Annotated in this window: 20 protein-coding genes; 13 read left to right on the forward strand and 7 right to left on the reverse strand. The window is 62.4% G+C overall.

Annotated elements, in window-relative coordinates; all coding sequences use genetic code 11:
* Nucleotides 1-21 precede the first annotated feature (21 nt).
* Both BMY91_RS08905 and BMY91_RS08910 read right to left on the reverse strand, forming a co-directional pair.
* Nucleotides 22-1,338 (reverse strand): Nramp family divalent metal transporter, encoded by a 1,317-nt coding sequence (locus tag BMY91_RS08905; RefSeq protein WP_218143834.1) that lies wholly within the window; start codon nucleotides 1,336-1,338, stop codon nucleotides 22-24.
* A gap of 178 nt (nucleotides 1,339-1,516) precedes the next feature.
* Complete coding sequence (locus tag BMY91_RS08910) at nucleotides 1,517-2,452, reverse strand: dihydrodipicolinate synthase family protein (protein WP_090821030.1); 936 nt, start codon at nucleotides 2,450-2,452, stop codon at nucleotides 1,517-1,519.
* Nucleotides 2,453-2,617: 165 nt separating this feature from the next.
* Between BMY91_RS08910 and BMY91_RS08915 the strand changes: the two genes are divergently transcribed.
* Entirely contained in the window at nucleotides 2,618-3,628 is a 1,011-nt protein-coding gene (locus BMY91_RS08915; RefSeq protein WP_090821032.1) for a LacI family DNA-binding transcriptional regulator, read from the forward strand.
* Nucleotides 3,629-3,851: 223 nt separating this feature from the next.
* Here BMY91_RS08915 and BMY91_RS08920 read toward each other — a convergent pair whose 3' ends face one another.
* Nucleotides 3,852-5,297 (reverse strand): SLC13 family permease, encoded by a 1,446-nt coding sequence (locus BMY91_RS08920; RefSeq protein ID WP_090821034.1) that lies wholly within the window; start codon nucleotides 5,295-5,297, stop codon nucleotides 3,852-3,854.
* Between the two features lie 12 nt (nucleotides 5,298-5,309).
* Complete coding sequence (locus BMY91_RS08925; RefSeq protein ID WP_090821036.1) at nucleotides 5,310-6,428, reverse strand: PrpF domain-containing protein; 1,119 nt, start codon at nucleotides 6,426-6,428, stop codon at nucleotides 5,310-5,312.
* A 240-nt stretch (nucleotides 6,429-6,668) separates the two neighbouring features.
* Here BMY91_RS08925 and BMY91_RS08930 point away from each other — a divergent pair, with 240 nt between their 5' ends.
* The 3 genes from BMY91_RS08930 (at nucleotide 6,669) to BMY91_RS08940 (ending at nucleotide 11,075) form a co-directional block, all read left to right on the forward strand.
* Nucleotides 6,669-7,607 (forward strand): LysR family transcriptional regulator, encoded by a 939-nt coding sequence (locus BMY91_RS08930; RefSeq protein ID WP_090821038.1) that lies wholly within the window; start codon nucleotides 6,669-6,671, stop codon nucleotides 7,605-7,607.
* Nucleotides 7,608-7,823: 216 nt separating this feature from the next.
* On the forward strand, nucleotides 7,824-10,232 hold the full coding sequence (gene ppsA, locus BMY91_RS08935) for a phosphoenolpyruvate synthase (RefSeq protein ID WP_090821040.1): 2,409 nt from the start codon (nucleotides 7,824-7,826) through the stop codon (nucleotides 10,230-10,232).
* Nucleotides 10,233-11,075 (forward strand): pyruvate, water dikinase regulatory protein, encoded by an 843-nt coding sequence (locus tag BMY91_RS08940; RefSeq protein WP_090821042.1) that lies wholly within the window; start codon nucleotides 10,233-10,235, stop codon nucleotides 11,073-11,075.
* Nucleotides 11,076-11,175: 100 nt separating this feature from the next.
* Here BMY91_RS08940 and BMY91_RS08945 read toward each other — a convergent pair whose 3' ends face one another.
* Nucleotides 11,176-11,955, reverse strand: a complete 780-nt coding sequence (locus BMY91_RS08945; RefSeq protein WP_090821044.1) for an isocitrate lyase/PEP mutase family protein — start codon at nucleotides 11,953-11,955, stop codon at nucleotides 11,176-11,178.
* A gap of 95 nt (nucleotides 11,956-12,050) precedes the next feature.
* On the reverse strand, nucleotides 12,051-13,799 hold the full coding sequence (locus BMY91_RS08950; protein ID WP_090821046.1) for an L-aspartate oxidase: 1,749 nt from the start codon (nucleotides 13,797-13,799) through the stop codon (nucleotides 12,051-12,053).
* A gap of 71 nt (nucleotides 13,800-13,870) precedes the next feature.
* Here BMY91_RS08950 and BMY91_RS08955 point away from each other — a divergent pair, with 71 nt between their 5' ends.
* Nucleotides 13,871-14,812 carry a LysR family transcriptional regulator gene (locus BMY91_RS08955; RefSeq protein ID WP_177179884.1) on the forward strand — a complete coding sequence of 314 codons (942 nt, stop codon included), beginning with the start codon at nucleotides 13,871-13,873 and terminating at the stop codon, nucleotides 14,810-14,812.
* Between the two features lie 60 nt (nucleotides 14,813-14,872).
* Here BMY91_RS08955 and BMY91_RS08960 read toward each other — a convergent pair whose 3' ends face one another.
* Nucleotides 14,873-15,733, reverse strand: a complete 861-nt coding sequence (locus BMY91_RS08960; RefSeq protein WP_090821048.1) for a sugar phosphate isomerase/epimerase family protein — start codon at nucleotides 15,731-15,733, stop codon at nucleotides 14,873-14,875.
* Between the two features lie 179 nt (nucleotides 15,734-15,912).
* On the opposite strand from BMY91_RS08960, the gene BMY91_RS08965 reads away from it, so the two are divergent.
* The 8 genes from BMY91_RS08965 (at nucleotide 15,913) to BMY91_RS09000 (ending at nucleotide 25,457) form a co-directional block, all read left to right on the forward strand.
* Nucleotides 15,913-16,911 carry a substrate-binding domain-containing protein gene (locus BMY91_RS08965; RefSeq protein WP_090821050.1) on the forward strand — a complete coding sequence of 333 codons (999 nt, stop codon included), beginning with the start codon at nucleotides 15,913-15,915 and terminating at the stop codon, nucleotides 16,909-16,911.
* Nucleotides 16,912-16,980: 69 nt separating this feature from the next.
* Nucleotides 16,981-18,021 carry an ABC transporter permease gene (locus BMY91_RS08970; RefSeq protein WP_090821052.1) on the forward strand — a complete coding sequence of 347 codons (1,041 nt, stop codon included), beginning with the start codon at nucleotides 16,981-16,983 and terminating at the stop codon, nucleotides 18,019-18,021.
* 5 nt (nucleotides 18,022-18,026) lie between these two features.
* Nucleotides 18,027-18,953, forward strand: coding sequence for an ATP-binding cassette domain-containing protein (locus tag BMY91_RS08975; protein ID WP_090821054.1), 927 nt, complete (start codon nucleotides 18,027-18,029; stop codon nucleotides 18,951-18,953).
* Nucleotides 18,954-18,999: 46 nt separating this feature from the next.
* Nucleotides 19,000-20,430 (forward strand): aldehyde dehydrogenase family protein, encoded by a 1,431-nt coding sequence (locus BMY91_RS08980; RefSeq protein WP_090821056.1) that lies wholly within the window; start codon nucleotides 19,000-19,002, stop codon nucleotides 20,428-20,430.
* Between the two features lie 26 nt (nucleotides 20,431-20,456).
* Entirely contained in the window at nucleotides 20,457-22,406 is a 1,950-nt protein-coding gene (gene iolD, locus BMY91_RS08985) for a 3D-(3,5/4)-trihydroxycyclohexane-1,2-dione acylhydrolase (decyclizing) (protein ID WP_090821058.1), read from the forward strand.
* Entirely contained in the window at nucleotides 22,403-23,191 is a 789-nt protein-coding gene (locus BMY91_RS08990) for an HpcH/HpaI aldolase family protein (protein WP_090821060.1), read from the forward strand. The genes iolD and BMY91_RS08990 overlap by 4 nt, the downstream gene beginning before the upstream one ends.
* A gap of 32 nt (nucleotides 23,192-23,223) precedes the next feature.
* Complete coding sequence (locus BMY91_RS08995; RefSeq protein WP_090821737.1) at nucleotides 23,224-24,435, forward strand: Gfo/Idh/MocA family protein; 1,212 nt, start codon at nucleotides 23,224-23,226, stop codon at nucleotides 24,433-24,435.
* 35 nt (nucleotides 24,436-24,470) lie between these two features.
* Entirely contained in the window at nucleotides 24,471-25,457 is a 987-nt protein-coding gene (locus tag BMY91_RS09000) for a LacI family DNA-binding transcriptional regulator (RefSeq protein WP_256212694.1), read from the forward strand.
* The last annotated feature ends 14 nt before the right edge of the window (nucleotides 25,458-25,471 follow it).

The raw sequence follows: 25,471 nt of genomic DNA on the forward strand, positions 1-25,471 counted from the left end.
TGTTGCCGCGCTTGGCCGGAGTTAGCCTGCCACGAAGTTGAGGATCAGCCGGATGGACAGGGCAAGTACTGCGAGGAGGCCCAACACGCCCAGCAGGTTCTGCCACCACTTGTTGCGTAGCGCTCCCATCAGTTCGCGGCGGTTCGCCATGACTACGATCAGGGTGGCCAGCAGGGGTGCGACCAGGATTGTCAGCGCTTGGGCAATGACGATGACCTGCACCGGTGAGGTCTGGAAGATGACGGTGATGGTGAGGCCGAACGCGAGGATGATGGCGCTGATCAGTTTCTGTGTGCCGGAAGTGATGCCTTTGGTGCCGCGCCGGTTGAGTGCGTCGGAGAGCATGGTGCCCCCGGCGGTGCAGTTGGCGGTCATGGCGGAGAAGGCGGCGCCGGTGAACCCGATGGCGAAGATCGCGGTGCCGATTGGGCCGGCAAGGGGTTCGAAGATGCTGCCGAGTTGGCCCATAGTTGCGGCTGCCTGGCCAGTGGCGCCGAGTACGGATGCAGCCACGACGATCACGAGGGAGGTCATGATGCCGGGGGCAACGATTCCCGGAATCGTATCCACCATGGTGATGTCGCGGTAGTCTGCCTCGCTGCGTGCGCGCTCCTTGGTGCCGTAGGAGGTGTAGAAGGCGGCGTTCACGGAGAAGTTGGTGCCGACAAGGGCGATGACCAGCAACCAGGCATCGCCGGGAACGCGGGGAATTAAGCCGGATGCTGCCGCGGCCCAGTCAGGGTTCGCGATGAAGGCCGATGTGACGAAAGCAATTGCCATGACGCCGACCATCACCACCAGAACCTTCTCTATGACCCGGTAGACGTTGCGGAACAGGAGGATGGTGGCCACCATGGCGGTGCCGATGATGGTCCACATCACCGGTGATCCGCCAAGGAGCATTGACGCGCCGAGGCCGAGGCCGACGGCATTGCCGACTGAGAAGCACAAGGTAACCAGGAAGACGCCGATGCCGGCGATCACCCCGACCTTCTTGCCGAGGTGGTCTTTGATTGACTGGATCAATGACACCGGAGACTTGATACCCAGGCGCACGCTCATGTCGGTCAGGAAAATCATCAGGATGGTGGACACGACGATCACCCAGATCAGGGTGTATTGGTATCCGCTGCCAGCCTGGACGGCGGTGGCAAGGTTGCCGGGTCCGAATTGCCAGGCGCCGGCGACGAAGGCTGGTCCGATCAGGGCAAGTTGGCCCCAGAAGGATCGGCGGGTCTTTCGGGTCTCGGCACTGGTCCGGACACTGCTGGGGGGTAGATGCCCCAAACCGGCGCCCGGGGTACGCGAGGTGCTAGGCGTCTTCGTATGCTCAATCACGGCGCGCCCTCCTTCCACGGGACTATTCTCCCGCTCAGTCTTCTTTGACTTCATTAATCCCGACCTCAATGTCGGGTGGGCGGCCCACCGAAGTGGCCGATTGCCCACGTATCAACGCGGGCGGTAGTCGAACCAGGGTGCGTGCATTTCACCTTTCCCTGCACGCACCCTGCGGTCCTCAGACGTTGGCTGTGACCTTGCTGATGTTTGCAGCGGCGAAGGCTTCCGCGATTTCTGCATCGGCGCCTGCAGGCAGGGGCAGCAGCGGGGTGCGTACCGTGGCGTGATCCAGGATGCCCCGGTTTACCAAACCCCACTTCAAGGCGACGGTGCCCTCCATGTGGGACCCACGGTGGTAGACGTTCTTGGTCACCGGAAGGAGCCGCTCGTGGATGGCGTGGGCGCGCGGGTAGTCCTGTGCCTTGCCTGCCTCGATCAGCTCGACGAGCAGCTCGGGAGCGATGTTGCCGTAGCCGACGAGTAGACCGTCGACGTCGAACATCGTCGGCAGCAGGTATTCGTCATGGCAGGAGAGCACCTGCAACTCGGGGTACGCGGCGCGCAATGCCGGGATTTCGGTGTACCACCGGCGCATGTTGCGGACGCCGTTCTTCGTGGCGAACACGCCTTCCTGGCCCGCGATGTCCAATTGGGTGTCCAGATCGTAGGTGGCCTTGGTGTTGTCCGGGTATTGGAAGAGAATCAGCGGCAGGCCGGACGCTTCGTAGATTTCCTTGTAGCGCGATTGCGGCGCACCGTTCTGGTATCCGAAACGCAGCCACCCATGCGAGGGATAGACCAGGCCCGCTGACGCGCCGGCTTCCACCGCCTTCTTTGCTTCGAGGGCTGCGGTCTTATTGCCCTCCTTGGTAATACCGGCTACCACCGGCACGCGGCCGTCTGTGGATGCCACGAAGGCTCGGATGACGTCCAGCTGTTCCTCTTCGGTAAGGAACGTGCCTTCGCCGGCATGTCCCAGGACCACCAGGCTTTTCACGCCCTCAATCGATCCCAGCCACGAACCCAGACGCTGGATCGCAGCGAAGTCGACAGCGCCATCTTCGGTGAAAGGGGTTACAGGTGCGGGGCTGAGTCCGCGGAGATCGAGTGTCATTACAGCTACCTCTTGTCTTCATTGATGTTGGCAGTTCCGCATTTGTGGGAACGTTTGCGGGAACGTTTTCAAGTTTGCACGTGTCGCAGCTCACTGTCAAGGGAACGTTTGCAAGTCAGGAGGATTAGAGTGTCTGTAACACCTATGCCGACTAGGAGAAACGCCATGGAACCGGACGCCCCCGGCAACGTTGTCACACTGAAGGACGTCGCAGCGGCCAGTGGTGTAAGCATCTCCACGGCCAGTCGCGCCCTCGATGAGCGGACCACCTCCCGGTCCGCGGCCGCGGCGAACGTCCGGAAGGTAGCTGAGGAGCTCGGTTACCGGAGGAACTCTTTCGCGTCCAGTCTTCGTCGGGGCGAGACCCGGACCTTGGGGGTTCTGGTCCCTCGCCTGAGCGACACCGTCATGGCCCTGATGTTCGAAGAACTCGAAAAAGCTGCCGCCTCCCGTGGCTACTTCGCCATGGTTGCTACCAGCGGTGATGACCCTGACGAGGAACGCCGCGCAGCGGAAACCCTGCTGGACCGCAATGTGGACGGATTGATACTGGCAACGGCCCGGCTCGATGACAAACTTCCCCTCCTTCTGCGTGAACGCCGGGTAGCACATGCCCTGGTACTGCGTACCGACGGCATCAGCCCATCAGCGCTCGGAGATGACGAAGTGGGCGGTTATCTGGCCGTGCGCCACCTCATCGACCTTGGCCACCGTGACATAGCAGTGGTCACCGGCCCTGACTTCACATCTTCCGGTAAGGCCCGTCTCACCGGGGCCCGCAGGGCCATGGAAGAAGCCGGCATCAACGCACCCGCCAACTGGCTGATTGCAGCGGGTTACGGCATCGAAAACGGCTATGCCGCCGGTGATGAACTCCTCGGCGCCAGCCACCGGCCTACAGCGATCTTCGCGGCCAACGACAACATTGCCATGGGTGTCATGGCTGCAGCCCATCGCAACGGCATCGCCATCCCGGAGGATCTCGCCCTGGTCGGGTATAACGACACACCCCTTTCAGCGCGGCTGCCCACACCCCTAAGCTCGGTCCACGTTCCCCTGGACCAAATCGCCGCCACCGCCGTCGACCTCATCGTCAACCCCGGGAAGGAACCACTCATCCGGCGCTCCATGCCCACCCTGATTCCACGCCAATCCAGCGGTACACCTAGGCACTAGTCACCAGAAGCCACCACGGATATGGGTCCGCCTTGTCCATGTCCCAAGAGGAGCAAGACCAGAAAATACCCCCTGCAGGGCCGCCGGCGTGGCTGCCCTGCAGGAGGTATGTGGGATTTGCGCTTTTGCGCCCGTCTCTCGGGCTACCTGTTGCGATAGGTGTGCAAGGCGCATTCCCCGCGCCGGCCGATCAATGATGCCGGCAGTTTTTTGGCCGTGAGGCTTACATGATGCCGGTTGGTACCAACAAGGCCCAGGCGAGTGCGGGTGCCACCAGGACTACTCCGCCCGCGTACATCATCAACTGCTTGTAGACACGCTGCCGGTCGTCCTCGCGGGCGTTGGCTACCACCAAGGCACCGTCTGTGGAGAAGGGGGATACATCCACAACGGTTGCGGCGATGGCGAGGGCAGCCACTGTTCCCGATGCACTCAGCGAGCTCGTTGCCAGGAGAGGACCGGCCAACGGGATGAAAGCCGTCAGCAGTGCGGTGGAGGATGCGAAGGCTGAGCCGACGCCGATGACGTAGCAGAGCACAAGGGCGATGAGGAGTGGTGCTCCAAGCGCCAAAGCCTGCTCGGCGAGGGTATCGATGACCCCCACGTGCTGGAGCAGGGAAACGTACGTGATCATGCCGGCCACAAGCAGCACGGTGGACCAGGAGACACCGCCGATGAAGGTCCGGTGTTCCTTGATGTTGACCAGCGCCAGCAAAAGTCCGGCAGAGAGGGCTATGAAACCGATGGGCATGTGGAATCCCAGGGCGCAAACCAGCATGGCAACGATCAGCGCAAGGGTGAGGATCTGCTGGCCATGCGGCCGGGTGGTGCGCGTCTCGAGGTCGGCGTGCTGGCCGCCAGCGCCGTCGCGAAGCTTACCCAGGAGAACGAACAGCACCACCGTGAGCACCGACAGGATCAGATTGAGGGCAAAGCTCGCCGCGAAAAGTGTGCCCTGGGAGATCGGAAAGCCGTTCTTCACCGCGATGTCATGTACCAGGACTCCAGCCACGGAGAGCGGGGAGAAGCCTCCGGCGTGGGCTCCGTTGATGATGAAGGCGCCCATCAGGACGGGGTGGATCCGTGATTCGTAGGCCAGGCCTATAGCGGCAGGTGCCAGCAGTGCGACGGCGGCGGGTGAGAAGGTGCCCAGTGCTGTGAGTGACGCTGCCAGAAGGAAGAAGACCCACGGCAGAAGCAGGGTCTTGCCCCGCACCAGCCGGACACAGTTCTGGACGATGATGTCGATGGTCCCGTTGCGCTGGGCCATGCTGAAGAAGTAGGTGACGCCGATGATCGTGATCACGATGTTGGCGGGGAAGTCGGCCAGGATTTCCTTATCGGTCATGCCGAGCATGAAGTAGCCGACGCCGAAGGAAGCCACGAGTCCCATAACACCGATGTTCAGTGGCCATTTGGTGGCGACGACGAACATCACCACGAGGATTACAAGCGGGATGATTTGGGTGGCGGTCATGGTCGGCTCCGATTCCGGGGTAGCCGCCGGGTTGAAGATGGCACCCCCGAACAGGATGGCGACCAGACCCAGAATGACAGAAGCGGCAACCGTTATCAGCAGGATACGGCGGCGGTTGTTGGTGCGCTGGGAACCCTGTTCCCGGATCTCGCTCTCGGCCTCGGGAGCTGGTTTGAAAATAGTCTTAGCCATGGTGTTTTCTCCTCATCGAGTGGCTGTTGCTAGTGAGGCTTCGACGACGTTGCCGAGAGTCTCCGGGAGGTGAATGATGCTTGAAGCGATGGTGCGCGCTGTTCGGTCGACCCCCACCAGTAGGGATCCTTCATGTCCTTCGCTCCAGGTTTCGATGACACCGGCAGGGGTCCTGAGCCTCAGGACTGCTTCGGATGTGTTGCCAGTGATGGTGTTCAGCACCGTGCCGGGCGTGCGGGCAGCCAGCGTCAGCGCGATGCTGCCGGTGATCGCCAGGGCGGGATGTGGTTTACCCATGGAGAGCATCATGACGTTGACGTCAGCCTCGGCGTCGGGCCCTTCGGGCGGGCCGACGATTGCAAGCTTGGGAACAGCCCGCGCGGCTTGAGCGGGAGTTGCAGCCATACCCATTCGGACTGCTGCCTGGCGGCGAATGACGTCCAGGGTGTCCAGTTGCAGTTCAACTCCGGCTTTCCACGTCTCGTAGCGGGCAGTGTCCAGTCCAAGTTCCTCAGCCCGCACCATGACAACTGGCGCGCCGGCGTCCACCATCGAAACAGTCCAGCGTGTTCCTCCGGCCACCATCGTGTCGGTTGCTGCGCCCGTGGGCAGCAACTGCCCGGTGGTCTTGCCTGCCGGATCCTGGAAGCCGAGCCCCACTTTGTAACCGGGAAAAACGACGCCGGGCATCTGCGCGTTCGGGGCGATCGGCAGGGCGCCTGCGGGAGTTGCAACCCGTTGAATGATGATCTGACCGGTGTTGGTGTTCCGCGTGACGATCCGGGTGGAATCGCCGTCGGGAACTACCCACCCTTTCTCGATGGCGTAGAGACCCACAACCGCAGAGCAGTTCCCGCAGTTGCTGCCCCAGTCAACCGAGGCTTCTTCGATGCCCACCTGGGCGAAAGTGAACTCGACATCCACGTCATGGTCCTCCGGGCGGCGAAGGATCATTGCCTTGCTGGTGGTTGAAGTAGCCCCGCCTACGCCATCGATCTGCCGGGAATCGGGACTTCCGAAGAGCCGGGGCAGGAGGTCGTCCAGATTGACGCTGGCCCTGTTCAGGTCTTCAGTTTCAAAGACCCAGCATTTGCTGGTGCCTCCGCGCATCCATTCAGCTTCGATCTTCATTGTGCTTCCTTGCCTCTCGTGGCATCGTGCAAATTTCTTGTGCCTGTTACGAGGATGATGCGGATCACATATGAAGACAATGTTCAAAATATGAGGGGGAGTTTAGGGATACTTCATTCAGTGCCAACAGCGGGTGGGGATATGGTTGCAGATTGCTGAACCGATGGTAGCGACGCCCCAGAACGCTCTAAAGGTGGTGAGGATGCGTAGAATGAACCAAATATAGGGAAGGGTGTAGCAGTGCTTAACGATGAGAATCTGAATCTTTTTGATATTCGGCGGCTCGCCCTTCTGGTGGAGGTGGTTGAGCAAGGATCCATCACGGCCGCGGCCGACATCATGATGTACTCACCCTCCGCCGTCTCCCAGCAGCTCCGAAAGCTGGAGCAGGAGGTAGGGCAACCTCTCCTCAATCGCCGGTCCCGCGGTGTGGTTCCCACTGAGGCCGGTCAGGTCTTGGCAGGACACGCGCGAAAGATCGTCGGGCAGATGCGTGCGGCCCGGTCCGACCTGGGTCAGATCGCCGGTTTGAACCGCGGATCGTTGACCGTGGGGACGTTCCCCACGCTGGCCGGTTCCTTTTTGCCGCTGGTGATCCGCGCGTTCAAGAAGCGCTACCCCGCTATTGCCTTGTCAGTGCGCAGCGCCCGCTTTGACGAACTCGTGTCGGACCTGGAATCCGGAGTGACCGGGCTGTGCTTGCTCTGGGACTACCCGTGGAACCGGTTCAACGACGAATCCATTCGCATCACTGAAGTCTTCCAGGAGAGCACGGTGATCCTCGTGGCCAAGGGGCACCCCTTGGCAGATCGTGATGAAGTCTCCATGAAAGACCTCCGAAAGGAGTCATGGATAGTCCGTGCGGAGGCCCACCCAGTGGTTGAGGTACTTCAACGATCCGCTCACGACGCCGGCTTCGAACCGAACATAGGTTTCCTGGCCAACGATTACCAAGAGGCCCAAGCCATGGTCAGCGTCGGGATGGGTGTGGCGATGGTCCCCAAGACAGCAGTAGCCCTGCAGCACCCGGATGTAAGGACCCTAAGCCTCGGCGCTGACGCACCCCTGCGACGGGTTCTTCTGGCCCAGCGCCAGGACAAGGTGTATGCGCCCGCAGAGGTAGCCTTCCATTCAACCCTTCTGGAGATTGCCCGCGAACATGGCGGAGACTACCTCTAGGGCCGAGTGCTGCTGCAGGCAAACCTGATATTGGGGAACCACCCTGACCCCTCGTACACCCCCGGTCTGCGCTCCATGCCCTTGATGACCTTTCGTTACATCGCGCATATGTTGCGCCAGTCACATCTATTTGCTTCCACTGAGCTTGAGCCTTGATCCTTGCATGACCTAGTTTTTTAGCGCTTGTCAGAGCGTGCCCAATGGAGGACACAATTTATGACTAACGTTCTTTGGTTTTCTGAGCTTGGCTTGTCCGACCTTGACCAGGTTGGCGGCAAAAATGCATCACTCGGCGAAATGGTCCGGAATCTCGCCTCTGCCGGGGTGAAAGTTCCGGGCGGATTCGCGACGACGGCGGACGCTTACCGGCGTTTTCTGGCGGAGTCCGGGTTGGATGCCCGGATCGAAGGCATCCTGGAAGGCCTGGACAGCAGCGATGTCACCGCTTTGGCCAAGGTGGGCCAGGAAATCCGTCACCTGATCGGCGAAACACCGTTCCCGGCCGGATTCGAAGAAGACATCCGGACCGCTTATGAGCGCCTCACGCGGGAGCACGGCGGGGACGTGTCGTGGGCCGTGCGTTCCAGCGCCACGGCCGAGGACCTTCCGGACGCCTCATTCGCCGGTCAGCAGGAGACGTTCCTGAACATCCGCGGCGTCGACAACATCTTGCTCGCCATCAAGGACGTCTTCGCTTCCTTGTATAACGACCGGGCCATTGCCTACCGGGTACATCACGGCTTCACCCATTCTGAAGTGGCGCTTTCGGCCGGTATTCAGCGCATGGTGCGTTCCGACGTCGGCGCTTCCGGGGTGATGTTCACCATGGACACCGAAACTGGCTTCACTGACGCTGTGTTCATCACGTCCTCGTATGGGCTGGGGGAGGCCGTGGTGCAGGGTGCTGTGAACCCTGATGAGTTCTATGTCTACAAGCCAGCACTGGCAGCAGGGCGGCCGGCCGTGCTCAAGCGGGGTCTGGGGGAGAAGGCCGTGCAGATGGTCTACACGGATTCGGTGGAAGTTGGCCGGACCGTTGACTTCGTTCCGGTGGCGCAGGAGTTGCGGAGCCGTTTCAGCCTGAACGATGCCGAAGTCCAGGAGCTCGCCCGGCACGCAGTGGCCATCGAGGCACATTATGGCCGTCCGATGGATATTGAGTGGGGCAAGGATGGTGTGGATGGTGAGCTGTACATTCTTCAGGCCCGCCCGGAAACCGTCGAGTCCCGTAAAGCTGCGGGTACCACGTCCCGGTACACCCTCGCGGAACGTTCCACGGTGTTGGTGGAGGGACGGGCGATCGGTCAGCGGATTGGTGCCGGGCAGGTCCGGGTGCTGTCCTCGATCGATCAGATGGCATCCTTCCAGGAGGGCGATGTCCTGGTGGCGAACATGACGGATCCGGACTGGGAACCGATCATGAAGAAGGCTGCCGCTATTGTCACTGACCGTGGCGGACGGACCTGCCACGCAGCCATCATTGCCCGGGAGTTGGGAATCCCCGCCGTGGTCGGTACCGGGTACGCGTCCCAGATCCTCAAAGACGGGGCCCCGGTCACGGTGTCCTGCGCGGAGGGCGAGGCCGGGCTGGTCTATGAGGGTTTGCTGGAGTACTCGTTGCACGAGACCAGTGTGGAGACCATGCCGGAAGCTCCGGTGAAGATCATGATGAACGTGGGAACCCCGGAACAGGCGTTCAGCTTCTCCAAGCTCCCCAACCATGGTGTGGGCTTGGCCCGTCTGGAGTTCATCATCAACCGGCAGATCGGCGTCCACCCCAACGCCTTGTTGGCGGTGGCAGGTGAGATTGAGCGTCCGGCTGCCTTGGATGACTACACTGTCCGGCAGATCCAGGAAAAGACCGCCGCCTATGACGGTCCCCGCGATTATTATGTCCGCCGCCTGGCCGAAGGCATCGCCACCATTGCCGCGGCGTTCGCACCGGAACCGGTCATCATCCGGCTCTCGGACTTCAAGTCCAATGAGTACGCAAACCTCATCGGTGGTCCGGCTTTCGAACCGGAGGAGGAGAACCCGATGATCGGGTACCGTGGCGCGTCCCGGTACCTGTCATCCTCGTTCCGTCAGGCATTCGAACTCGAATGCGAAGCCTTGAAGTACGTCCGCAACGAGATGGGCCTGAGCAACATCAAACTCATGGTCCCGTTCGTACGGACCTTGGACGAGGCCCGCGGCGTGACCGAACTCCTCGCCGCCAACGGGCTCCGCCGCGGAGAGGACGGGCTGGAGATAGTGATGATGTGCGAACTTCCGGCCAACGCACTTCTGGCCGATGAGTTCCTGGAGTATTTCGATGGTTTCTCCATCGGCTCCAACGACCTCACCCAGCTCACCCTGGGACTGGACCGCGACTCTGCCCTGGTTGCTGAAGGCTTCGATGAGCGGAATCCGGCCGTGACCAAACTGCTGGAGATGGCGATCACGGCGTGCCGCGCCAAGGGCCGCTATGTGGGGATCTGCGGCCAGGGTCCCAGCGACCACCCGGACTTCGCTGAGTGGCTGCTCGGACAGGGCATCAGTTCGATTTCGCTGAATCCCGATGCCGTGACCGAGACCTGGCTGCGCCTGGCCCGCACCACACGTACCACCAGCACCACCGCCTAAATGGCAGACCACATTACCGTGGGGGCAGGCTCCGCGCCTGCCCCCACGGTGTTCTTCCTTTCCGACAGCACGGGGATCACGGCTGAAACGCTCGGCAATACGCTGCTGACGCAGTTCCCGGGCCAGCGGCTGGAACGGCGCACCATTCCGTTCATCACCACCGTCGAGCAAGCGCGCGAGGTAGTGGCGCTGATCGATCGGGTCGCGGAAAGTGGTTCCCTGCCGGTCATCTTTTCCACTGCTGTAGGGCAGGACATCCGGGCGATTCTTTCCCGGAGCCGCGGGCAGTTCTTCGACTTGTTCGGAGCCCACATCGGACAACTCGAACAAACCCTTGGTGCGCAGGCCAACGGCAAACCCGGCCAGGCCCACGGCGTGGGCGACGCCGTCCGCTACCAATCCCGCATGGCCGCCGTCGAATACGCCATAGAGCACGACGACGGTCAGTCGCTTCGGGCGCTCGAACGGGCCGAATTGATACTCATCGCCCCGTCGCGGTGCGGGAAAACGCCCACCACCATGTATCTGGCCCTGCAGCACGGCATCCTCGCCGCGAACTTCCCCCTGGTGGAGGAAGACTTTGACACCATGACCCTCCCGAAACCCTTGCTGCCCTTCGCGAACAAATGTTTCGGGCTGACCTCCCAGCCCGTCCGCCTCAGCCAAATCCGGCAGGAACGCCGGCCGGGAAGCAACTACGCCTCGCTGAACCAGTGCACCTTTGAGCTGCGCAACGCCGAGGACATGTACCGGGCCAACAACATCCCTTACGTCAACTCCGCGTCCATGTCCGTGGAAGAAATATCGGCCACCGTGCTCCAACGCATGCGGCTGCACCACTGAGCGGCGACGCCGAACCCGGTTCCTGTGTCGGCCGCGGTGATCGGCACGCGATCTGGCCCGTGACCGGTCCGGTGGGTGATGCCGGACCGGTTTCCTTGTTCTAGTTCAGGGCCGGAGTGTCCTTGGGGATGACGCCGGAACCATACAGATCGGCGGCGAGATCCTGGAGCGCACGCAAGGCGACCCGCTGGGTAAAAGGACCGTAGGAAACCCGCGCGACGCCCAGTTCCTGGAGCTCGGCTGCGGGAAGCGCTCCGGGGGCGCCGATCACAGACAACTTGCCGTGTCCCAGGCCTGCGACGAGCGGCTCGATGACGTCGCGTGTCAGGGCGCCAGGCACGAATACCAGCGCTGCGCCTGCATCCAGGAAGGCGCGACCACGGGCAATGGCGTCTTCAATGCTGTCCTTGATTGGTCGGTCACCGCCTTTCGCGATGGCGTCGGTGCGTGCGTTCAGCTGGAACGCGATGCCTTCGCCGTTGGCGGCGTCGACGATCGCCTTCACTCGGGCGACGGCTTCGTCGAAGGGGCGCAGGCGGTCTTCGACGTTGGCGCCCACGACGCCGATGCCAATTGCGCGACGGATTGTTTCGGCTGGGTCTTCATAGCCGTCGTCGAGGTCTGCTGTGACCGGAAGGTCCACCGCGTTGACGATCCTCTTCACGCCATCCAGCGCGACATCAAGGGGCATGGTCCCATCGGCGTAGCCATACGCGGCCGCAATCGAGTGCCCGGCGGTGGCAATGGCTTTCGTCTCGGGAAGGGCTGCAACGGTCGAGGCGCTGATGGCGTCCCACACGTTGACCACACTCAGGATTTCCGGTGCCTCATGCAGAGCCTTCAACTTCTCAGCCCGGGCATGGGTATTTGATTCGGTCATGGTCGTCCTCCGTCGTCATGGTTGGGATCACTCGCAAAAGTCAGCCTAAAGGCAAATCGGCGTCGCTGCCCGGAACGGAACCTGGCGGGTGCGCTTCACTCGACAAGCTTGCCAGCGACGGAGTCCTCCGCGTGGGCCTCGGCCAAGGCCCGGAAGGAGTCTGGAGCCGGGGCCAATGGCTCGAAGGTGACGCCTCCGCCGGGGGACCAGACAAAGTTGCCCTGCAGTGACGGATCCAGCGCTGGGAAGTCAGCCCGGTTATGCGCTCCCCGTGTTTCGCGGCGTTCCAGCGCGCACTCCAGGGTAGCTCGTGCGGCGAGGAGGGAGCCCAGTAGGTCATAGGCGTGGGCCAGGTCGTCGAACCCCGCGATGTCCGGGTGCGCCGTAACGAAGCGGGCGCGTTCCTCCACATCGGCCAGCTTCCTGAGTCCCTCCTGCAGCCCCTGCTCGGTGCGGACCACACCGGCGTGTTCGGTCATGAGATTGCGCAGTTCACGCTGCAGACGGCGCGCTGACTCTGTACCTTCCCCGTTCAGCAGGCCGCGCATTTCGTTGCGGGCCAGCCCCACGGCTGTTGGATCCCGACGGACGTCGGTGCGGGAACGTACGTATTCGGCCACATGCTCACCGGTAATTCGCCCATAGACGAGTAGTTCAATCAGCGAGTTTCCTCCGAGGCGGTTGGCTCCATGCAGGCCCGAGGATGCCTCTCCGATGGCGTACAGTCCTTTTACTCCTGTCCCGTGGTCCTCCGGTGCAACCCATACCCCGCCCATGGAGTAGTGGGCGGTGGGCGCGATCTCGATCTTGGTAGTGGTGATGTCCAGCATTTGAAGGTCGATCAGGGTGCGGTAGACCCGGGGCAGTTTTTCCATGATGGTCTCCCGCGGCAGGTGGGAGACGTCCAGGTAAACCCCGCCTTTTTCAGTCCCACGGCCTTCGGCGACCTCGGTGAATCCGGCAAGTGCAACCCGGTCACGGGTGGAGAGCTCCATTCGCTCGGCGTCGTAACGTTCCATGAAGCGCTCACCGAGTGCGTTCGTGAGGATTCCACCTTCTCCGCGGGCCGCCTCGGAGACCAATGTCCCAGCGGCGTCGTCCGGCTCAAGCAGGCCCGAGGGGTGGAATTGGACCAGTTCGGCGTCGCGTATCCGGGCACCCGCCAGCGCCGCCAGCCTGAAGGAGTCGCCGGTGTTCTCGTCGCGTCGTGAGGAGGTGTGGCGCCAGATGCGCGTGTGGCCGCCTGCGGCGAGGACGACGGCATCGGCGTGGATCTCTATTGGCGTGCCATCAATGATGTCGAATCCATAGGCCCCAAAAATGGTCCCGTCGGCGACCAATAGCCGGGTGATGTACACGGTGTCGATGATGGGAACCCTCAACTCTGCCGCCCGGCGCATGAGTGTGCGCTGGATCTCCAGTCCGGTGTAATCCCCGGCATAGGCAGTGCGGCGGTATTTGTGCGCGCCGAAGAAGCGCTGGGAGATGCGGCCATCCTCTTCGCGTGCGAAAGGCATCCCCCATTGCTCGAGGTCCTCAATACCGCGGGCAGCGTGCCGAGCGACAGTTTCGACGATGGTCGGGTCGGCCAGGAAGTACGACTCACGCAAAGTGTCGGCGGCGTGCTGCTCCCAGCTGTCTTCCGGGTCCATGGTGCCCAAAGCAGCGTTGATGCCGCCGGCCGCCAGGCTCGTGTGCGCATCGTGCTTTCTCCGCTTACCCACGGCCAGCACCTCAACCCCTCTCTGGGCGAGTTCAATCGAGGCGCGCAGGCCGGCGCCGCCGGTGCCGATGACAAGCACTGAGGTGGACATGAGACGTTCTGGAGAAGATGAGAGGTTCATACCCACAACGGTAGGAGGGCAGGCTCGATGTCTCCAATGAATTATCCTGCTTGGACTGATGCGTTTATGCTATGACCATGAAGTTGGAACAGTTGCGCTCCTTCGAGATGGTTGCCCGCGTCGGGCATTTCACGCGCGCGGCCGAGGAGCTGTACCTCGCACAACCCTCACTAAGCCGACAGATCGCCACACTTGAGGCCCATCTCGGTACGGCGCTCTTTCACCGCCGGCCCACAGGGGTGACACTGACAAACGCGGGCGAGCTACTCCTGCCCATTGCCCGCCGCATGCTCGGCGATGCGAAAGCAGCCGAGGACCAGATCCAGGAACTGGCAGGATTGCGCCGCGGCCGCGTTCGCCTCGGCGCCCCGCCAACGTTGTGCGTCTCGCTGGTGGCCGATGTGCTGGCCGCCTTCCGCAGCGCTCATCCGGGAGTGGAATTGCACATCACAGAAGGTGGTTCGCGTTTTCTGGTGGAGGCCCTCAACGAAAGCGCGTTGGATTTGGCCCTGGTGGTCACGCGGGGAACAGATCCCTCCGTTTCGGGCACCGAGTTGGTCCCGCTGTTATCCGAAGAACTGGTGGTCATTTCAGCTGCCACATCAGGGTCGCCGGAAGAATTCACTCTCGAGGAACTCTCCCGCGAGCCGCAGGTGGCGTTCAACCGCAGTTATGAGCTGCGTGGGGCTACCGATGCTGCGTTCTCCGCGGCCGGGTTTGAGCCCGTGATCGCCGTCGAGGGTGGGGAAATGGACGCCGTACTTCGGTTCGTGGAACGCGGGCTGGGCGTGGCGGTGGTGCCCGCGATGGTGGTCATCGACCGTCCCGGGCTCCGTAGCGCACGTTTGGTGCGTCCCTCACTGACGCGCACCGTCAACCTTGCCCGACGCAACGACGTCGGACCTTCGGCGGCTGCCGCCGCGATGCAGCAGTTCGTCTTCGACGCTGTGGACCGTCTCGCGGCACCGGGTTCTGAGTTGTCGCGCCTTGTCACGGCAGCGCCACGTGACTGACCCTTTGACCCCAATCGTCGTGGAGGTGCGCCTGCCTGCTGGTTTCAGGTGAAGGACGTGTCAGTTCGGAAAGCAAGATAACGCCGTTGAGTGCGCGACGGCGAGAGCCTCGCGGACAGGGAGGGCGCGGTGGGCATTGGAAAGTATTTCCACGCCCCACGGACCATGGAAACCGATGTCCAGCAGAGTAGTAATAAACCCCGTGACGTCCTGATCGCCTTGGCCGCAAAGCCGACGGTGGTCCCTGGTGTCTTCGAATAGTGTGCCGCGGACTTCGGCGTCGGCATCGTTCAACTCGACTCCGAAAATCTGGTCCACCGTGAGCTTCTGTGCGAGTTCTTCGGGCGTTGTCCCGTGCCGGAACACGTGCCAGTAGTCCACCACCAGCCCACACTCGGGCATGTCCACGGAGCGCATGAGATCTGCTGCGTGGGGGATCGAATCCACCATGGAAAAGGCCATGGGTTCCAACGCAATGCGGGTCCCACGGTTGGCGGCTTCCTTGGTGATTTGCTGCAATGGCGCCACGAACCGGGTGTAGTCCTCGAGGCCTTCACCCATGGCGGTTCCCACCTTGATAAAGCTGGCATCCAGGGCTTCGGCGGCGTCGAGCAGGAGGTCGAACTGAGGCCTCCATTCATGGGAGCGGGAATCGTCCCACCAGCTGCTCAGCAGTTCCACTTCCACGTGGCCGAGGCCGGCTTGGTCTGAGATTCTCCGTAGTTCCGGGAAGCCTATGGTGTCCCTGATGGTCAAAAGATCGTCGTGGGCAAGGCCAAGCCCTGCCCATCCTGTTGTGGCAATGGCGTCAACGCGCTCCTCGATGGGAACTGGGCTGTTCTCGGGCTTGCTGAGCGGGGCAACATTGCCTGCGCTGGTCCAGCAGGAGGCAATCAATTGTGGTGTGTTGGGCGAAGTCATAACTCAATTGGAACGCTCCATTGACATTTGGTCAAGCCTTGATTTAGCGTTGGAGCGTTCCACAAAGCGAGGTGGATCACATCCGTTCACATCGACGTTGTTCCGTTCTCCCACCATGCCTTCGCAAGGCGCAGCAGTGCGGGTAACGGTGAAAATACGCGAATCAAAGGAGATTTCACGTGGCGAAGTTCAATTTGCGGAAGGGCGCACTGGCGCTGGCCGTTGTACCGCTCCTGGCGTTGGGGGCATGTTCTGCAGGCGGGGGCAAGACTGAGGCAGCCGGGGCGGACAGCGGATCCGCAGGCCAAGCAGCAGACACAGCGCGCATCAAGGTAGCTATGATCACCCACGCTGCGGCAGGAGACACTTTCTGGGACATCGTCCGCAAAGGCGCCGAAACCGCGGCTAAGAAGGACAATGTGGAACTTCTCTACAGCGGGGACGCAGAGGGCGGCCGCCAGGCGCAGCTTGTGCAGCAGGCCATTGACCAGAAAGTGGATGGCATTGTGGTCACTTTGGCCAAGCCGGATGCGCTGAAGGACGTCGTCAAGAAGGCTGTCGACGCCGGCATTCCAGTGGTCAGCATGAACGCCGGAGAGGACCAATCCAAGGCCTTGGGTGCTTTCACCCACTTCGGACAGAGCGACAAACTCGCTGGTGTGACGGTCGGAAAGCGACTGGCCGAGGAAGGCATCAAGCACCCGATCTGTGTCATCCAGGAGCAGGGCCACGTAGGCCTCGAGAACCGCTGCGCCGGTATCAAGGAAAACGTTCCGGGCACCGAAATCCTCAACGTCAACGGCGCCGACATGACCTCGGTTTCGTCCACCGTGTCTGCCAAGCTCCAATCAACACCCGGCGCCGACGCCATCGTCGGCCTCGGAGCTCCCTTCACGCTCACCATTGTGAAGTCTGTCAAGGAAACCGGAAGCAAGATCAAGGTTGCTTCCTTCGACCTCAACGCCGAACTGGCTAAGGCAATCGAAGACGAAAGCGTTGAATTCACGGTGGACCAGCAGCCGTACCTACAGGGTTACGGCAGCGTTGACGCCATCTGGCTGAGCAAGGTTGGTGGCTTCAAAGTGGGCGGCGGCCAGCAGGTTTACACCGGCCCTGCCGTGGTGGACAAGAGCAACGCCGGGGACGTCACCGCATTCGCCCAGGCCGGTATCCGCTAACCACGAAGAAACCGTCGGGATGCCGGACCCCAACTGCCCGGCATCCCACGCCAAAGGAGTAAGTAAATCATGGCCAATGCTGTCCTAACCGCCCCTTCGGATGAGCGCGTCAGCACCCGGAACGCCTTTCAGAAATTGTTGGTCCGCCCGGAAATCGGTGCCCTCGTTGGGGCCGTCGTCCTGTTCATCTTCTTTTCCGCAATCGCGCCCGTCTTCCTCCAGCCCAGTTCACTGGCAACCGTTCTCTACGGAAGTTCCACGATCGGCATCATGGCCGTGGGCGTTGCCCTGCTCATGATCGGCGGCGAGTTCGATCTCTCCACCGGCGTCGCCGTCATCACCTCTGCACTGTCCGCCTCCATGTTCAGCTGGTACTTCAGCATGAATATCTGGGTGGGAGTCCTGTTTGCCCTGGTTGTCTCGCTGGGCATCGGGTTCATCAATGGCTGGATCCTGGTCAAGACCAAGCTGCCCAGCTTCATCGTAACTCTGGCAACCTTCCTCATGCTCGCGGGCCTGAACCTCGGCCTGACCCGCCTGATCGGCGGCGCCGTTGCTACGCCGTCCATCTCGGACATCGACGGGTTCGACGCCGCACGGGCAATCTTCGCGTCCAGCGTCAAGATCGGCGGAGTCGACGTCAACGTCACGGTGTTTATCTGGATTGCCCTGGTGATAGTGGCTTCCTGGGTCCTGCTCCGCACCCGGGTGGGCAACTGGATCTTCGCGGTGGGCGGCGACGCCAACGCTGCCCGCGCTGTGGGTGTTCCGGTGACCAAGACCAAAATCGGCCTGTTCATGGCTGTCGGTTTCTGCGGCTGGATCCTGGGAATGCACAACCTCTTCGCTTTCAACACAGTGCAATCCGGCGAAGGCGTAGGCAACGAGTTCCTCTACATCATCGCCGCAGTCATCGGCGGCTGCCTCCTGACCGGCGGCTACGGCTCAGCAGTGGGTGGCGCGATCGGTGCGTTCATCTTCGGCATGGCCAACAAGGGCATTGTTTACGCGCAGTGGAACCCGGACTGGTTCAAGTTCTTCCTTGGCCTGATGCTTCTGCTGGCCACCATCGTGAACCTCATCGTCAAGCGTCGAGCCGAAAGCAAGTAGCCATCATGAACTCACAGCAAATTGACCAGCAGACCCTGCTGAAGGATGAAAAGGACCCGCTGACGCACACACCGGTGCACCTGCTTTCGCTGGAGAACGTGGGCAAGCACTACGGCAATGTCATCGCTCTCCGGGACGTGACCATGGCCGTGGACAACGGCCGCGTCACCTGCGTCCTGGGTGACAACGGTGCCGGCAAGTCCACCCTGATCAAGATCATTGCCGGCCTGCACCAGCACGACGAAGGCTCTTTCAGGATCATGGGCGAGGACCGCAAGCTCGGCTCGCCGCGCGAAGCGCTCGACGCCGGTATTGCAGCTGTGTACCAGGACCTCGCCGTTGTTTCACTCATGCCGATTTGGCGGAACTTCTTCCTCGGCTCCGAATTGACCACCGGCGCGGGTCCTTTCCGACGCCTGGATGTCCAGAAGATGAAGGACATCACGCTCAAGGAACTTGCCGAGATGGGCATTGACCTCCGCGATGTGGAACAGCCAATCGGCCAGCTTTCCGGCGGTGAACGCCAATGCGTCGCCATCGCCCGGGCGGTGTACTTCGGCGCGAAGGTGCTGATCCTGGACGAGCCCACTGCAGCTCTGGGCGTCAAGCAGTCCGGTGTGGTGCTCCGCTACATCCTGCAGGCGCGCGACCGCGGACTCGGCGTCATCTTCATTACCCACAATCCGCATCACGCCTTCCCCGTGGGCGATCGGTTCCTGCTGCTTAAACGTGGCAAGTCCATCGGTTACTACGAGAAGAAGGACATCACGTTGGAAGAACTGACGGCCCAGATGGCCGGCGGAGCCGAACTGGCCGAATTGGCCCACGAGCTGGAGCAACTCGGGGGTCACGCCGAGGCACTCAACGAAGTCAAAGCCGAAGTAGCCGGAGTGGCCGACGCCGCACCGGAAAGCAACACCAAGCGCCACTGACCGCAGACGTAACAGCGAACGTTTACAACCCCTGGATGGAGCAACCATGGAAATGCTAATAGCCGGAAACTGGCGCAAGGCAGCTGACGGCAGGACGGAGGAAGTCCGCTCGCCGTTTGACGGCAGGACGATCGACACCGTCCCGGTCGCCACGGTCAAAGACGCCCAAGATGCCCTTGACCGGGCAGAGACCGGCGCCCACCTGCAAAGGACCACCCCTGCGCACGTTCGGGTCGACATCCTGCTCCGCGCCGCGGCATTGGCCGATGAACGGGCTGAGGACATCGCCCAGACTATTAGCGCTGAAACCGGAAAACCCATCACGGAAGCCAGGGGAGAGGCGTCACGTTCAGGCAACATCATCCGCTTGGCCGCCTACGAGGGAAGCCAGCTCTACGGTTCCACGCTCCCCTTGGACGCCAACGCAGGAACGGGGCTGGACAAAGTTGGCTTCACCCTGCGGCAACCGGTGGGGATCGTCGTCGCGATCACCCCCTTCAACTACCCCGCCTTGCTGGTGTTGCACAAAATTGCACCCGCGCTGGCAGCCGGAAACGCCGTCGTCCTTAAGCCTGCCCGGGCGACGCCGCTGACGGCGCTGAAGCTGGCACAGTGCTTCGTCGACGCCGGCCTGCCCCCGGAGGCGCTGTCCGTCATCACCGGGCCTGGCAGCACCCTGGGCGATGTTCTTGTCACGGATCCCCGAGTGCGCAAGGTGTCCTTCACGGGCTCCACCGCCACCGGAACCCGCATCAGCAACATCGCCGGCGTGAAGAAGCTCTCGCTCGAACTCGGTGCTTCCTGCCCGGTGATTATCCTGCCCGATGCCGACCTCGAGTTGGCGTCCAGCGCTGTGGCGGCAGGCGGTTTCATCAATTCCGGGCAGGTCTGTATTTCCGTGCAGCGGGTCATCGTGGATCGCCGTGTTGAAGCAGATTTCCTGGACGCGCTGGTTCCCAAAGTGGAAGCCATCTCCGTGGGCAACCCCAAGGAAGACGACACCCGGATCGGTTCGTTGATCTCCGAGGAAGAAGCGGCACGGGTTCACGCCTCCATCAACGAGGCCCGCCACTCCGGAGCCCGGGTCCTGACAGGAGGCGAGCGCGACGGCGCCGTGGTGACTCCCGCCGTCGTGGCCGGAGTCGACCCACGGTCAAAGCTGAGCCGGAATGAACTGTTCGGCCCCGCCGTGGCCGTTTCCTCAGCCCAGGACATGGAATCGGCCATCGCCATGGCCAATGACAACGAGTACGGCCTCGGCGCCGGCATCTTCACAAGGGATGTCGCCACCACAGTGCAGGCCATGCGGCAGATCGACGCCGGCAACATCCATGTCAACTGGACCCCGCTGTGGCGCGCGGACCTCATGCCCTACGGCGGCCTGAAAGGCAGCGGCATCGGCAAGGAAGGCGTCCGCTCGGCCGTCGAGGAGATGACCGAAGAAAAGACGATCATCCTGCACGGACGCTCCTGGTAAACCAACCCCGAATCGGAAGTAAGGCAATGACCACACCATCTCAAACCATCAGGCTCACCACCGCCCAGGCGGTCGTCAAGTATCTCTCCGTGCAGTACTCTCTGGCCGACGGTGTCCGCCGTCGCTTGGTTCCCGCCGCGCTGGGGATTTTCGGCCATGGCAACGTGGCCGGGCTGGGCCAGGCACTGGACCAACTCGCCGATGACATGCCGTTCATCCAAGGCCGCCATGAGCAGTACTTGGCCCACATCTCCACTGCGTACGCCAAGGCAAGCCGCCGCCAGGCCGTACTCGCCGTTACGGCCTCCATTGGCCCGGGCGCATTGAATCTGGTCACCGCCGCAGGCCTGGCAACCGTCAACAGGATCCCACTGCTGCTCCTGCCGGGCGATACTTATGCCACGCGCCATCAGGGTCCGGTGCTCCAGCAGTTGGAGCACCCCACGGAAGCCGATGCCACGGTCAACGATGCCTTCCGTCCGGTCTCGCGCTTCTTTGATCGGATCAACCGTCCGGAACAGCTCCTGACTGCACTCCCGCAGGCCATGCGCGTGCTGACCAGCCCCACCGACACGGGAGCAGTGGTCATCTCGCTGCCCCAGGACGTCCAATCCCACGCCTATGATTTCCCGGCGGAATTCTTCGAACCCCGCGACTGGAAGATCCGCCGGCCGTTGCCGGACCTGGAAGAGATCGACGACGTCGCCCGCCTCATCCGCAACGCCGAGCGTCCGGTGATCATCGCCGGCGGCGGCATCCACTACTCCGACGCCCACGCCGCCCTGGAAGCACTGGCCGGACAAATTGGCGTTCCAGTGGTGGAAACCTTCGGTGGCAAGGGGGCCGTGACCAAAAACGAATGGTGGCAGGTGGGTGGTGTCGGGCTTGAAGGCAACTTCGCCTCCAACACCCTGGTGAAGCAGGCGGACCTCGTGCTCAGCGTCGGTACACGGTTGACGGACTTCGCCACCGGATCGCAGTCGATCTTCCAGGATCCGAACGTCCGGTTCGCTGCGTTGAACATCGTGGACGCCGATACCCGTAAACAAGGCGCCACAGGCATCCTGGCCGATGCCCGCCTGGGCCTGGAAGCGCTTGCCGAGGCCTTGGAAGGCCACTCCACCAGCGAAGCCTGGCAGGAGACAGTCCACGCCGAAAAGGCCTCATGGGAACCCATCCGTGCCAAGTGGCTCGACGCCGACACCGCCTACCGTCCGGAAGATCACCCGGACGCTCCGGTCACGGGAGCGGTGCTGACCCAGCCGCAGCTCATTGGCCTCATGCAGGAACACGCCCGCTCCGGCGACACGATCATCGCGGCAGCCGGAGGCCCGCCCGGTGACTTGCAGAAGGTCTGGGACGCCACGGGAAACCGTAACTGCCACCTGGAATTCGGATTCTCCTGCATGGGTTACGAGATCGCGGCAGGCATGGGCGTGCGCCTGGCCGAAGGCAATAACGAGAACCGTGTGGTCACCTTCATCGGCGACGGCACGTTCCTCATGGCGCCCACCGAGATCCTCACCGCGGCCCAGGAAGGACTCAACGTCACCATCGTTGTCTCCGAAAACCATGGTTACCAAGTCATCCACCGCCTCCAAATGAACCGCATGGGACGCGAATTCGGCAACGAATTCCGCTACCGCACCACCGGCGGAAGTGTCGCCGTCGACGACGCCCCAAAGGCCCGGCTGGACGGCGATTACCTCAAGGTGGACCTGCGCCAGATCGCCGAAGGACTCGGCGCCTTGGCCATCCGCGCCACCACCGCCGCCGAGGTGCGGGAAGCACTGTCCTCCACCCGCAACACCGCAGGCCCCGTGGTGATTGTGGTTCCCACCGTTCCCCACGTGGACCTGCCCGGCGGCGACGTCTGGTGGGACGTGGCGCCGGCCGAAGTCTCGGACCAAGAATGGGTTCAATCCTTGCGCTCGGATTACGAGACAGCACGCGGCAGCCAGCGGTGGTTCGGATGAGCGCGGAACTGTTCGACGGCGGCCCTCTGGACGGCGGGAAGCTGCGGCGCCGCTTGGCAGCTGGAGAAGTCACCGTGGGGACGTTCGTCGGAATGTCCTCCACCATTGCCACTGAGGTTTGCGCAGCTTCCGGCGCCGACTGGGTGCTGGTGGACCTTGAACACGGCTCGGGCGGCGAAGACTCCGTTCGGGACGGTGTCCTGGCCGCCGGAAGCTACGGAGTGCCCACCATCGTTCGGGTGGAGAGCGGCGAGCGGATCCGCATCGGACGTGTCCTGGACCAAGGTGCGGCCGGGATCATGGTGCCGCGGCTGAACAGTGTGGTGGAAGTGGGAGCCGCCGTGCGGCACATGCTGTACCCGCCGCACGGCGATCGTGGCGTGGCAACCTATAACCGTTCTTGCCGTTGGGGGATGGACCGGGCTCCTTTGAGCTCAGCCCAGCAGAGCACTGTGGGGATCATCCAGATCGAAACCCTGGAGTCACTGGACACCGTGGAAGAGATCGCAGCCCAGGACGGTGTGGACGTCCTGTTCGTTGGTCCGCTGGACTTGTCCTACGCCTTGGGGGTCCCGCTGCAACTGGACAGCAATCCCTTCCAGGAGGCGCTGCAACGGGTCGTGGCCGCAGCCGAAGCACATGGCAAAGCGGCAGGCATCCTCGCCGTGGACGGACACGGGGCAGCGAAATACGTCCGGCAAGGCTTCCGGTTCGTAGCCATCGGCTCTGACTCCACCATCATGGCGGCGGCGTTCCGTGACGCCTTCGACACCGCACGCAACTAACCAAACAGATGTCAAACAAGAAAGGCATGAACGTGAGCCCAGAATCGCGCACCATCGGTGTCGGCCTCATCAGCGTCGGATGGATGGGTAAGCTCCACTCGCGCGCCTACCAGACCGTCCCTTACGCATACCCGGACCTTGGCCTGACAACCAAGCTCGTCATCGCGGCGGATACGGCCCCGAACCGGGTGGACTACGCCCGCGACGTCCTCGGATTCGCCGAAGGCACCACGGACTACAACGATGTCCTGAACCACCCGGATGTGGACGTTGTCTCCATTTGTGCCCCCAACTTCCTGCATGCCGAAATCGGGATCGCAGCGGCCAAGGCCGGAAAGCACTTCTGGATCGAAAAGCCCGTTGGACGCGGCTACGACGAAACGGCAGCCGTGCAGGAAGCGGCGCTGGAGGCCGGCGTCGTGACATCCATCGGCTACAACTATCGCCACGCTCCGGCCGTTGAGCACGCACGGAAGCTGGTAGCTGAAGATAAGCTCGGCCGGATCACCAATGTCCGCGCCGTGTTCTTCTCGGGCTACGCCTCCGAACCCAATGGTGCCTTGTCGTGGCGATTCGACCGAAAACTCGCCGGAACAGGCGTACTTGCAGACTTGTTCAGCCACGCAACGGACTTGTGCCAATATGTAGTTGGACCCATCGCCGAGGTGACCGCGCTGACCAGCACGGTCTACACACAGCGCCCCAAGCTGGCAATGGGATCCGGGACGCACTTCGCAGTGATAGAGAACGGTGAAATGGGAGAGGTCGAAAATGAGGACTACGCCGCCGCGCTGGTCCGATTCGGCCCGTCCGCAGTCGGCGCTGGAGCCGTCGGCACCATCGAGTCCTCCCGTGTCGCCGTCGGACCCGAGTGCGGCTACCAGATCGAGGTCTACGGAACCGAAGGTTCACTCAAGTGGGACTTCGAACGCATGAACGAACTCAAAGTCTGCCTGGGCCGCAACAACGAGGAACAGGGCTACACCACCGTTAACGCGAGCCCCCGCCACGGTGACTACTCCTACTTCCAGCCCGGCCCCGGCAACAGCATGGGCTTTGACGACCTCAAAGTCATTGAAGCCAAGAAGTTCCTGGTAGCCGTCGCCGGCGGAGCGCAGGAAAACTCCAATATCCACGATGCCGCGTCGGCTGCAGCGATTGTCAGTGCCGCCGAAACGTCGTCGCTGTCCGGTCAGTGGCAGAAGATCGAGGAAATCCACGGCACAACGGCAGCGCGGGCATAACCATGGCCTCTTCATCCGCCCGGCGGCCAACGATCATGGACGTGGCAGAACGTGCCGGTGTTTCAAAGTCCTTGGTCTCGCTCGTCCTGCGCGATTCACCCCGCGTCAGTGACGAGCGCCGCCAGCGGGTGCTGAAGGTTGTGGAGGAGATGGGCTACGAGCTGAACCTCGCCGCCCGTTCCCTGGCAACCCGGGACAGCGGAACCATCGGCGTTCTGGTCAGTGACATGCACAACCCCTGGGCTTTCGATGTTGCCGACGCCGCCAGGACAGTGCTGGAAGAGGCTGGTCACACCGTCCTCTTCAGTGCTGTCACCGCGGCCGACAGGGGAGTGGACCAATCCATTCTCCAGGCGTTCCGGGATCTGCGTGTGGCCGGGTTGCTGGTGGTGGGAACGGTGCCGGACAAGGCACCGTTCAACCGCGCAGTATCGGGCGGAGCCGTCGTGTTTGCCGGTGGCGGACCGGACTACATCGACACCGCTGATGTGGTCCGCAGTGATGACACCCAAGGCATGGCGATGGTCGTTGAGCACCTGATCGCCCAAGGTCACGAAAACATTGTGCATCTGGGCGGACTGGGGGGCTCGGTGGGCCGTGCCCGCGTGGACGGCTACTCGGCAGCCATGGAAGAACACGGCCTGTCCCGCCACATCACCGTGGTGGACACTGATTTCTTCCAGGAATCCGGCTACGTCGCCGCCCAGCGGGCACTGGGCTCCACCCGGTCCAAGCACGAACGCCCCACGGCCCTTGCCTGCATCAACGACCTCGCCGCTTTCGGCGCCATGACAGCCGCCGATGAGCGGGGAGTTGAAGTGGCCATCACCGGCTACGACAACATTGCCTTGGGCGCCATGCCCCGTCTCGGCCTGACCACGGTGGACCCGGATAGCTCAACTATTGGCGTCACCGGGGCCAAAACCCTCCTGGAACGTATCCACGGCGAGGGCAACGGCTTTGCGCACCACCCCGTAACGCCACATCTGGTGGTCCGCACGTCCAGCCTGCTCGGGCTCTAACCACACCTCTCCCT

The sequence above is a fragment of the Arthrobacter sp. yr096 genome, assembly GCF_900108925.1.
GTDB lineage: Bacteria > Actinomycetota > Actinomycetes > Actinomycetales > Micrococcaceae > Arthrobacter.